We start from the raw sequence: 11,854 nt of genomic DNA, 5'->3' as shown, positions 1-11,854 counted from the left end.
AATAGAAACCGTTACTTCAAAACGACTCGAACTTTCACAACCACTAACAGTCTGTGTTGCAAAATAATCTTCGCCATCAACCAGAACTGTTGTGCCTGCAAGTGGCGAACCTCCAGTAGCATTTGCATACCATTGTATACTAGAACCCGTAGCAACTAAATCAGCTACAGTTGCATTATCACTTTCACAAAAACTTTGAGTTGCAGATCCTGTAGGAGCGCTAGGTAAAGCTGGGTCTGATAAAGTAATATTAATTGGACTACTAGAACAACCAGAAGTAGTAACAATTATATTTGTATAATTTCCCGCGTCTAAACCAGTAATCTGAAATACACCTCCTGGGTTAGTATTTACATTTATTGGTCCTACAGGAACCCCATCATCTAAATATGAAACTGTGTAGGCCGTACTACCTTCAAGTTGATTAAAAGTAATAGAACCGTCAACTCCTCCACATGTGGTTGGATCCGTTCCTCCTCCTCCAAAAGAAACATCAGGAACCGTTAATATAGCTGCATTTGAATTGACATCTCCACAGACATAAGCACTATTACCAACTATTACTCGATATTGATATGTGTCAAGACTTTCTGTTGCTCCTGTAATAACTAATGTAGAAGTGTTAACTCCTGAATAAACACCTCCATTAGATAAGTCATTAAAACCACTACCCGTATCTAACTGCCATTGATATGTTAAATTTGAACCTGTCGCAGTAACACTAAAACTTCCATTTGCTCCAGCACAAATTATTTGACTTGAAGGTTGCACCGTTATACTTGGTCCTGTTCCAACCTCTTGAAAATCAAATACCGTATTTGAATCTGCATCAGCGGGTGTTGTATAACCATCAGATCCACTTGTAACCAATCCATTGCCATTTACAGTAACCGTTAATGGTCCTAAAATACCATCGCTATTATCATCTGTATATCCGGCTTCAACTACATCGAAACAACCATCATTGTCTGAATCTAATTGATAAGGATCGTATGTTGAGTTGGAATCTGTATCTGCTATCGTATATGCCAAGAGTCCACTTTCAGCTACAGTTTCCACTGTATCAAAGACACCATTAGCTCCAACTGTTGCTGAAGTAGCTCCATCTATTCTACCATTATCATCGGCGTCTGCAACTCCTGAAACACTGTCTGCATTGGCTTCAATAAGATCAAAGATCCCATCATTATCTGAATCGAGATCTAAGCTGTTAATAATACCATCTCCATCCGCATCTAAGCTTGCTGCTACTCCATTCGAATTTATAGTGGTTCCGTTGGCAACTGCCCAATCAGGGTCCTGATAATTTGGTATGGTGTCAGTATCGTCATCGCCTGCCGGATCAGAAGTAAAACAAGAGAATGCATTATATGGAGGAGTGGCTATTGTAAAATCAGTAGACTCTGAAAATGCGAACGCTCCTCCTGAGGCTACCGTTGTAGCTCCGACGGTTACGGTATATGATCCTGTACCAAAACCGCAACAAATTCCATCTCCGTATGAATCAAATATGGTAAAGTTGAATTGACCGGTTTCTGTTGTATTTACAACAGTATTGAATGTTGTGCCTGCACTTCCATAAGGACCTCCACTGGCAATTTGACCGGAAGGAGCAGTTAAAATCCACGTAGTTTCATTTGGGAAGTTATCTGTTAATATAGAAACTGTTATTGTAGAATTTGTAACTGGTGGTGCCGTTGGATCGGTTCCACATAATTCTTGTGTATCTGTAATTCCGTCATTGTCATCATCAAAATCATCAATATCAAGAATACCATCGGCATCTTGATCTCCAACAATTATAGGGCTTACTGAAACGCTATCTTGATCATCTTCGGTTGGATTATTGTTATTTGGAGTAGAATCTGGATCAGGGTTATTACTCGCTGTTACCTCAGCAGAATTCAAGTAGGAGCCTGTTGCGTTCACAGTAGCAACGATCTGTAAAGTTACTGAAGTACTACTGTTTAAATTGCCTATATTCCAAAGGCCTGTACCCGAATTATAAGCTCCTCCTCCATCATCACTAACATATGTAAATCCTGATGGTAAAAGATCTGTAACCTGAACTCCAGTTGCATCGCTTGGCCCGCCATTTAATACCGATATCGAGAACGTAACATTGGTACCTACAGGTGGTGAACTATCATTTACCGACTTTGTAAGTACAAGATCCGCACTGTCGTTGGTAGTATCTCTAAAATCTACATCACCTCCTGAATTTGCATCTCCGTCAATGTCTGGTAAAATGACCGCCCCAGACAAGGGATCGTCTATAGTACCTCCGGGATCTGTATAATCTGCCGTAGCATCGGTGGCATCATCTAAACCATCACCATCGGTATCTGTATTTGTTAAAGTGATATTGGCCTCGGTGGTGTCATTGGCTCCTTCATTATCACTATCGGTATCTAAGTAATCTGGATTATCGGCTCCGTCTGTATTTGTAGGATCTATACCTGTTAAATAGGCCGTATCTACTCCAAATGAGTTGTACACTCCGTTCGGTGCAATGTACCCTACCGTTGTTTGACCTTCGACATTATCTGGTATCCCATCGCCATCACTATCTAAATCTAAAAAGTTTACTATGGTATCGGTATCGTCTGTGCTTTCAGCAATGGTGTATGCTAACAAACCGCTTTCGGCTACGGTTTCAACAGTGTCAAAAACTCCGTTTGCTCCAACCGTCGCAGCATTGGCACCATCAATCATACCATCGTTATTGGCATCAGCGACACCGCTTACGGAAACAGCATTTGATTCAATTATGTCGAAAATACCGTCATTATCTGAGTCAAGATCTAAGCTATTTATGATTCCATCACCATCTGTATCTAGATTTGCACAAACACCATTGGCATTAAGTGTACAGAAATTGGGATCTTCAAAGTTCAATATTCCGTCGCCATCATCGTCTTCATTCGGATCTCCTGAAAGACAAGAAAATGGGTTTATATTTGTACCCACAACAAAATTTGTTGTTTCTGAAGCTCCAAAACTACCTCCACTTGCTACAGAGGCTCCATTGACAGATACATCGTAAGAACCATTTCCAAATGCACAGCAAATCCCATTGCCTCCACTATCATTAATCGTAAATGAAAAGGCTCCTGTTAAAAGTGTTGGAACTGATGTAGTAATTGTGGTATTTGGTTGCCCTGGGTATGGCCCTCCTGTGGCCAGCACCCCTGAAGGACCGGTTAACGTCCATGTGGTCTCTGCGGGAAATGCATCTGTTAAAATAGATATTACAATGGTAGACGGAATTACAGAAGTTACAGGGTCTGTTCCACATAATTCTTGCGTATCTGTTATACCATCGTTATCATCGTCTAAATCTTCATTATTTAAAATGCCGTCGCCGTCAAAGTCATCTACATCAAAAATATCTCTATAGTCTACATCTCCACCCGTGGTTGCGTCACCATCAACATCTGGCAGTGTTACCGCCCCACTTAGAGGATTGTCTATGGTTCCTCCGGGGTCTGAATAATCGGCTGATGTATCTATATTGTCATCAAGGCCGTCGCCATCTGAATCAGTACCTGCTAATACAATCCCTGCTTCAGAAGTATCATCACCACCATCGTTATCACTATTGGTATCCAAGTAATCGGGATTATCGGTACCATCGGTATTCACTACCGTAATTCCTTCACCATTGCCCGGTGCACTTTCATAGGCATCGTCAAGTCCGTTGTTGTCAGAGTCTATCCCACTTGGGGCTATGTAACCTGTTGTAGTTTGTCCTTCTATATTATCAGGTATACCGTCTCCATCTGAGTCAAGATCGAGATTGTTTATGACTCCATCACCATCAGTATCTCCAACACCTTCAACAGTATCTATAATTCCGTCATTATCATCATCAATATCTGATTCATTATAAATACCGTCATTATCTGTATCTACTAGACATGTTGGGAAAAAGACAACTTGTTGTGTAAAATTATAACCTTGTAGGTCGCCATTATTACAAGTGGCATATGTGCTTATATCTAAAAATTGAAAATTAGCACTTGCTGCCGTAGTTACTGTATTAGGATTTGTTAAATAGTACACATTCCCGCTTCCATTGTCAGCCATGTACATTTGGCCGTCTGGTCCTAATTGTACACCCGCCCAAGCTCCTAATGTTCCATTTTCAATAAGTACCGAGTTGGCGGCACCAATAATATGCATGTATAATGGACTAGCCCATCCAATGGTTGTACTGTGTGCATAATATATTCTACTACCATCAGGTGAAAACTCAAGGCTATATCCAGCTGTTGTAAGTCCGGCAGTAAACGGTACATGAGTCCAAGCACCGATTGCGCCCGTGGTTGAATTAAAGTTGGCATAAAAGATTCCTCCATTTTCAATCGCTATTGCAATCCGATCATTTTGTTGCGAAAATCGGATGGATGCTCTTTCTCCACGAACTGGAATATTAATTGGTAAACTTACTGATACGTCCGGCGCATTTGCTCTTGCCGGTGATAATAAATTCGCCTCATCCACTCTCCATAAATTGATGCTCCCTGCACAATTTGTTGTGCAGCCCGCTACATCATTCGCCATGGTTGCCACCCACGCGCCACATAAAGCCCCATTGTTGGTACCATACAAGGCTTCGGTAGTCGAATTATTTAATAAGGTGTTTTTACTTAAAACGGTATTGGTGGTAACATCAATTATAGAATAATATGCCGTACCGTTGTTACTTTCGTTACTCCCATCTCCATGAAGCAAGTAAATTTGATCTAAATTGGTCCCTGGTACCGGCATGGCCACCGCCATTTGGGTACGTGTAGCATTGGTATTGATGCCTGTCCCATTTGTAAAAAGTGTCCCGGTATTATCTCGTACTGTTCCTAAGTCCGCATAGAACAATAAGTTTCCGGTAACCGGATCACTCCATGCAGAAGTTGCTTCAAAGGCACCATCTGACGGTAAGCTACAGGTAATGGTAGGGGGTGAAGTTCTAAAATCCATGAGATACCCTCTGCCATTCCACCAATGGGCGTCAAAAGTTTGAGCTATCGTCGAAGTCGACAATAACATCATAAAAATTGATAAAAATACTTTTACCTTATTTTTAAGGTTACTCAAGGTTAGTTTAAATTTTGGTTTACTGAGTATTGTTTTTACCATACAATGATTAACATGTTCGACCCTTTTTTTTGATAAAGTCACATTTCATATTTCTTTTTCTTTTTCTAAACAGCCTCCCTTGCCAGTTATAGAACACCCTTAAAACCAAAGCACCCGCTAAGCATTAAAAAAAACTTAATGCCTAGCAAGTAGCAGTATTGCAAATATTTTTAGTGAAAACACCCTTTTTATTTATTCATTATGCAGCTGCAATTTTATGAGCTAAATCGTTACTGCTTATACTTAAGATAAATTACACAAATATATATTTTAGACCTAATGTTGTTAACATTATGTTAATAACCTCAAAAATTTGTTGATAACTTATTTCTTATGCCTATTATAAAAACGCTAAAAGAGTGGATATAGTATTGATTACCTCATATTTATACATACAAAATGTTATAAACAATTATGACGAAATTCATCTAACTCTTGAGGTTTTCTATTTAAGCTAATTAATGTACCTTTGCACTCTATTTAATTTCAGCAAAAATTGAGTTATGATTCAAGTTTCTGATGCAGCAAAAAATAAGGTAATACAGCTCATGAATGAAGGAGGCTTTGACGCTACCACTGATTTTGTTCGTGTAGGTGTTAAGAGTGGAGGATGTTCAGGTTTATCTTATGAATTAAATTTTGATAAAAACCAACAACAGAGTGATAAGGTTTTTGAAGATAACGACATTAAAATAATCGTAGATAAAAAGAGCTTTTTATATTTAGTTGGAACTACTCTGGAGTATTCTGGAGGTCTTAATGGTAAAGGATTTGTATTTAACAATCCAAATGCCAATAGAACATGTGGTTGCGGTGAGAGTTTTGCGCTTTAATTTTTTTACAGCATGAGTAAGTACACAGAAGATGATTTAAAGAAAGAACTCGAAACTAAAGAATACGAGTACGGGTTTTATACAGATATAGAAGCTGATAAGTTTCCTGTAGGCTTAGATGAAAATATTGTTAGAGCAATATCTGAAAAGAAAAATGAGCCCAACTGGATGACAGAATGGCGATTAGATGCTTTTAGAATTTGGCAAAAAATGGAAGAGCCAGATTGGGCCAATGTAAATTATCCTAAACCCGATTTTCAAAATATCTCTTATTATTCTGCGCCAAAGAAAAAGCCAGAATTAGAAAGCTTAGATCAAGTAGATCCTGAACTATTAAAGACTTTTGAAAAATTAGGAATTTCAATTGAAGAGCAAAAACGCCTTTCGGGAGTTGCAGTAGATATTGTAATGGACTCTGTTTCTGTAGCCACCACATTCAAGGAGACTTTAGCCGAAAAAGGAATCATTTTCTGCCCTATTTCAGAAGCCATCCAAGAACACCCAGAGTTAGTAAAAAAATATATAGGGACAGTAGTTCCAAAAACCGACAATTTTTATGCTGCATTGAACAGCGCTGTATTTAGCGACGGCTCTTTTTGTTATATTCCAAAAGGCGTAAAATGCCCAATGGAACTATCTACCTATTTTCGTATTAATGAAGGAGGTACGGGTCAGTTCGAACGTACTTTAGTAATTGCCGACGAAAGTAGCTATGTGAGTTATCTTGAGGGCTGTACAGCTCCACAACGTGATGAAAATCAATTACATGCCGCAGTAGTTGAACTCATAGCTTTAGACAATGCTGAAATAAAATATTCTACAGTACAAAATTGGTTCCCTGGTGATAAAGAAGGTAAAGGCGGTGTATTTAATTTTGTAACTAAGAGAGGATTGTGCGAAACAAACTCTAAAATTTCATGGACTCAGGTTGAAACCGGCTCTGCCGTTACTTGGAAATACCCAAGTTGCATACTTAAAGGCAATAATTCTATTGGTGAATTTTATTCGATAGCAGTAACCAATAATTACCAGCAAGCTGATACAGGAACCAAAATGATTCATTTAGGAAAAAACACGAAAAGCACGATTATTTCAAAAGGTATCTCAGCAGGAAAATCACAAAACTCCTACAGAGGATTAGTGCAAATTAGTTCAAGAGCAGAAAATTCTCGAAATTTTTCGCAATGTGATTCTTTATTAATGGGAAATGAGTGCGGAGCACATACGTTTCCATACATTGAGGCAAAAAACAAATCAGCTCAAATAGAACATGAAGCCACCACCTCTAAAATTGGTGAAGACCAGTTATTTTATTGTAATCAAAGAGGTATCGATACGGATAAAGCTATTGCCTTGATAGTGAATGGTTTCAGCAAAGAGGTGTTAAATAAATTACCGATGGAATTTGCGGTAGAGGCTCAAAAATTATTAGAAATAAGCCTTGAGGGATCAGTTGGTTAATTAATTACTTTTAGCATGAAAAAAATCATTCTTCTTCTTGTTGTATTTACCGTTTTTGCCTGTAAGGATTCTAAAAAAAATCAAAAAGTCACTGAAACAAATGTTTCAAAACCTAAAATCACCTTACATGCTTTAGATGGAGGAACAATTAATGTTAATAAATTAGAACTGTTTTCTCAAGACACCACATACCAAGGAAAATCAAAACAATTTGCTGATGCTTATTATATCATTGAACATCCTAAGGGGGTTTTAATGTGGGATGCCGGTTTACCGGAAAATCTGGTTGGGCAAGATCCTTTTACTGACCCTAGTGGAGCCTTTACTGTTTCGAGAAAAGACTCTCTAAAAAATCAATTAGCAGCAATTAATATTTCATTAGATAGTATTGATTTTATAGCACTATCGCATTCACATTTCGATCATATTGGCCATGCAAATCAGTTAAAAAAAGCTACATGGTTGGTACAAGAGAATGAATACAATTTTGTGACAAATGACTCAGCTCGCTTAAAAGATCCAAACACTTACAATTCAATTAAAGAATTGACAAAGGTTCAAAAACTGAATGGTGATCATGACGTTTTTGGAGACGGTAGCATAGTTATAAAATCGATGCCTGGTCATACCATTGGCCATCAAGTACTTTATGTTAATTTGGGTTTAGAGCAGCCCATTTTACTAACTGGCGACCTATATCATTTTGAAGAAAATAGAAAACATAAAATTGTTCCGTCATTTAATTATGATGCCGAACTTACTAAAAAGAGTATGGAGAATTTTGAAGCATTCGCCAAAGAGAAAAATGCAACTGTAATTATACAGCATTCTCCAAAAGATTTTAGAAGATTAAAAGAATTATTAAACAATTAAAAGCTTACTGCTTAAGATGTTAGAAATAAAAAATTTACACGCAAGCATAGAGGATAAAAACATTCTTAAAGGGATTAATTTAAATGTTAAGCCCGGAGAAGTGCATGCCATTATGGGGCCAAACGGTTCTGGCAAGAGTACTCTTTCTTCGGTTATTGCCGGAAGAGAAGACTATGAAATAACAGAAGGAAAAATCATTCTAGATGGCGAAGATTTGGAAGATCTGGCGCCAGATGAGCGTGCTCACAAGGGTATCTTTTTGTCTTTTCAATATCCTGTGGAAATCCCGGGGGTTACGGTTACTAATTTTATTAAAACTGCCATTAACGAAACGCGTAAAGCGAATGGCAAAGAAGAGCTTCCCGCTAAGGACATGTTAAAGAAAATTCGTGAAACAGCCGAATTATTAGAGATCGATCGTAAATTCTTATCGCGTTCTTTGAACGAAGGGTTTTCTGGTGGTGAAAAAAAGCGTAACGAAATTTTCCAGATGGCCATGCTAGAGCCTAAGTTAGCCATCTTAGATGAAACAGATTCTGGTTTAGATATTGATGCACTTAAGATAGTGGCGAATGGTGTAAATAAACTAAAGAGCAAGGATAAAGCCGTAATTGTTATTACGCATTATCAGCGTCTTTTAGAATATATTATACCAGACTTTGTGCATGTTTTACATGAAGGGAAAATTGTAAAATCAGGTAACAAAGAATTGGCCTTAGAGTTAGAAGAAAAAGGCTACGATTGGGTTAAATAAATAGTTGACAGCGACAAGGCAGATTAAACCACTTGTTGCAAATTGGAGATTGAAAATCAAAGCAATGGATTTAAAAGAAAAATTAGCAGCTTCTTTTTTAGCGTTTGAAAATAAAGTGAGTACAGATATTGAAAGTTCTGTACACGAAATACGTTCAGAAGCATTTACGCATTTTGAAAAAAAAGGATTCCCAACTCGTCAAGATGAAGAGTGGAAATACACCTCGTTGAAGCCTGTATTAAAGCATGACTATAATGTATTTCCCGAGACTGAAACTGCTATTGAGTTCGCTGCTGTAAAAAAATATTTTTTACACGAAATAGAATCCTATAAAATTGTTTTTATTGACGGCGTTTATAGTTCTTTTTTATCTGAGACCTCACATGACGGCTATGATATTTGCTTACTCTCTGCAGCTCTTAAAAAGCCAAAATATAAAATGGTTGTTGACCATTACTTTAACACTATTGCCTCTAAAAAAGATAGTATAACTTCTTTAAATACTGCTTTTTCCAAAGAAGGAGCTTATATTCACGTTCCTAAAAACACTATACTTCCTAAGCCAATTCAGATCGTGCATTTTTCAACAGGAAGTGAAAAAGAAATTTTGCTACAACCCAGAAATTTAATTGTTGTTGGTGAAAATTCTCATGTTCAAATTATTGAACGTCATCAAAGCTTAAGCTCGAATATAACTTTAACAAATTGTGTTACCGAAATTTTTGCTAATAGACGTGCCATTGTTGATTATTATAAAATTCAAAATGACGAGAAATCAGCTTCATTAATTGATAATACTTTTGTGAAACAGCAAAAAAATAGTATCGTTTCTGTAAATACGTTTTCTTTTGGAGGTAATTTAACCAGAAATAATCTTGATTTCTATCAAGAAGGTGAACATTGTAATTCTAACCTAAACGGGATCACCATTATCGGTGAAAAGCAACATGTTGATAACCATACCTTAGTGCATCACAAATTTCCGAATTGTGAAAGTCATGAATTATATAAAGGCATGTATGCTGATAAGTCTACGGGTGTTTTTAATGGTAAAGTAATCGTTGATAAAATCGCACAAAAGATCAACGCCTTTCAACAGAATAATAATATTCTGATGGATGATGGTGCAACTATCAACTCAAAACCTCAACTTGAAATATTCGCTGATGATGTGAAATGCTCTCATGGTTGTACGATTGGTCAATTAGATGAAGACGCTTTGTTCTATATGCGCTCTCGCGGAATACCTCAAAAAGAGGCAAAGGGATTATTACTCTATGCTTTTGCCAATGACGCATTAGAACAAATTAAAATTCCAGAATTAAAAGCTCGTATTACAAAATTGATTGCTAAAAAGTTAGGTGTTGATCTTGGGTTTGATTTATAATAACCACTTAATTTATTGTTGAAACAACACCTTTCAACAATCCATTAAAATCCATTGTACTAAGACCCATTCTAACGATTACCAAATCTTTTGATGGCACTATAAAAACGCGTTGTCCTTGATATCCATTGGCCGAATAAGTATCTTTAGGAGCATCCGGATAGAATCCTCCTGCATTTAACCAAAAATGACCTCCATATCTGCCTTCGGATGTATTTGTTGGTTTAATTACGTAATCTACCCAAGATTCGTCAAAAATCTTTTGACCATTCCAACTACCTCTATGGAGATATAATAAACCAAATTTTCCCCAATCCCTAGGTGTTGCCCACCCATAAGAAGACCCAACATAATTACCATCTAGATCTGTTTCAATCGTCATAGAATGCATACCAATTTTATCAATGAAATCACCATACCAAAAATCTAAATAGGTTTGATGCGAATCAAAATAACCCCTTGAAATATTTGATAAAAGATTAGAAGTTCCAGACGAATAATTCCAAGTTTCATTTGATTTACCCACGAACTTTTTATCTTCTTGCACCTTACCCATGTTTTCAGCTAAAAACAACATCTTCGTAACATCAGAAATGTTATTATAGTCTTCGTCCCACTCTAGACCGCTATTCATTTGCAATAAGTTATTAATTGTTATTTCAGAACGATCGTCGCCTTGCCATGACGTAATTGGAGCTTTATCGTCAATATTTAACTTACCCTTGCTTTGTAGAATTCCAAAAACAGTACTTGTTAAACTTTTAGTCATAGACCATCCTAAAATCTTAGAGTTCTTATTGAATCCCTCAGCATACTTCTCAGTTATAATTTGATCTTTATATATTACCAAAACAGCTCTTGTTTTATTAATACTATCAAAAGCATCGTTAATTATTTCATCTAAATTTTTATAATTAACATTTTTGAAAATGGTATCTTTTTGAGCCAGGTCCCCATATGGATATGGTAAATTCGTTTTGATTTTAATTCTTTTAGGCGATAGAAAAGTTTCACCACCAACATAATCTTTAGGTACCAAAACACTGCCTAACCCATCTCTGTAAATTGCTTTTCTCGTTAAAAGCCCATATACAGAAGCTGTTGTTGATTTTTCTTCTGTATCCACCTCATCTGAAGCTAAATTTACCGGCGAAAAGTTATTATCATGCAAATCTGTAAATTCTAAAGACCTTTTGGCAAGAAAAACTGATGAGCTCATGTTTTTAGCAGAATAACCCGCCAAAATATTAAGCCTAGGATATTGATTATAAACTATATAAACAAGTGCTAACAAAAGAAGTAATAAGAAATATTTTAGAAACTTTTTCATGATTTAATATGCCATTAGATTGAACGGTAAACAAATATATACGAATCGATTGAATTTATACTTTGTTTTGTAGTTTT

The 11,854-nt window shown here is 36.8% G+C and carries 7 protein-coding genes; 5 read left to right on the top strand and 2 right to left on the bottom strand.

Annotated features, from left to right (window positions below; genetic code table 11):
• The coding region (locus AC1EUU_RS12885; protein ID WP_480201841.1) for an Ig-like domain-containing protein at window positions 1-5,097 on the bottom strand (5,097 nt) is incomplete at its 3' end.
• Window positions 5,098-5,642: 545 nt separating this feature from the next.
• Between AC1EUU_RS12885 and AC1EUU_RS12880 the strand changes: the two genes are divergently transcribed.
• The 5 genes from AC1EUU_RS12880 to sufD all read left to right on the top strand — a co-directional run bounded on the left by AC1EUU_RS12880 (window position 5,643) and on the right by sufD (window position 10,447).
• Window positions 5,643-5,972, top strand: coding sequence for a HesB/IscA family protein (locus AC1EUU_RS12880; protein WP_480201840.1), 330 nt, complete (start codon window positions 5,643-5,645; stop codon window positions 5,970-5,972).
• 12 nt (window positions 5,973-5,984) lie between these two features.
• Complete coding sequence (gene sufB, locus AC1EUU_RS12875) at window positions 5,985-7,433, top strand: Fe-S cluster assembly protein SufB (protein WP_480201839.1); 1,449 nt, start codon at window positions 5,985-5,987, stop codon at window positions 7,431-7,433.
• Window positions 7,434-7,448: 15 nt separating this feature from the next.
• Window positions 7,449-8,306: an N-acyl homoserine lactonase family protein gene (locus tag AC1EUU_RS12870; protein ID WP_480201838.1), complete on the top strand. Its 858-nt coding sequence runs from the start codon at window positions 7,449-7,451 to the stop codon at window positions 8,304-8,306.
• Between the two features lie 16 nt (window positions 8,307-8,322).
• Entirely contained in the window at window positions 8,323-9,060 is a 738-nt protein-coding gene (gene sufC, locus AC1EUU_RS12865; RefSeq protein ID WP_480201837.1) for a Fe-S cluster assembly ATPase SufC, read from the top strand.
• A 64-nt stretch (window positions 9,061-9,124) separates the two neighbouring features.
• Window positions 9,125-10,447 carry a Fe-S cluster assembly protein SufD gene (gene sufD / locus AC1EUU_RS12860; protein ID WP_480201836.1) on the top strand — a complete coding sequence of 441 codons (1,323 nt, stop codon included), beginning with the start codon at window positions 9,125-9,127 and terminating at the stop codon, window positions 10,445-10,447.
• A gap of 7 nt (window positions 10,448-10,454) precedes the next feature.
• On the opposite strand, the gene AC1EUU_RS12855 is transcribed toward sufD, so the two are convergent.
• On the bottom strand, window positions 10,455-11,777 hold the full coding sequence (locus AC1EUU_RS12855; protein ID WP_480201835.1) for a serine hydrolase domain-containing protein: 1,323 nt from the start codon (window positions 11,775-11,777) through the stop codon (window positions 10,455-10,457).
• Window positions 11,778-11,854: the final 77 nt, after the last annotated feature.

The sequence above is a fragment of the Maritimimonas sp. 2205BS37-2 genome (assembly GCF_056591755.1).
Note: the sequence above shows the minus strand (reverse complement) of the source record. Positions and strands in the feature narration are given on the sequence as shown.

Coding starts and splice junctions, on each gene's coding strand:
- sufD (WP_480201836.1), top strand. CDS start 9,125: ATGGATTTAAAAGAAAAATTAGCAGCTTCTTTTTTAGCGTTTGAAAAT.
- sufC (WP_480201837.1), top strand. CDS start 8,323: ATGTTAGAAATAAAAAATTTACACGCAAGCATAGAGGATAAAAACATT.
- AC1EUU_RS12870 (WP_480201838.1), top strand. CDS start 7,449: ATGAAAAAAATCATTCTTCTTCTTGTTGTATTTACCGTTTTTGCCTGT.
- AC1EUU_RS12880 (WP_480201840.1), top strand. CDS start 5,643: ATGATTCAAGTTTCTGATGCAGCAAAAAATAAGGTAATACAGCTCATG.
- AC1EUU_RS12855 (WP_480201835.1), bottom strand. CDS start 11,777: ATGAAAAAGTTTCTAAAATATTTCTTATTACTTCTTTTGTTAGCACTT.
- sufB (WP_480201839.1), top strand. CDS start 5,985: ATGAGTAAGTACACAGAAGATGATTTAAAGAAAGAACTCGAAACTAAA.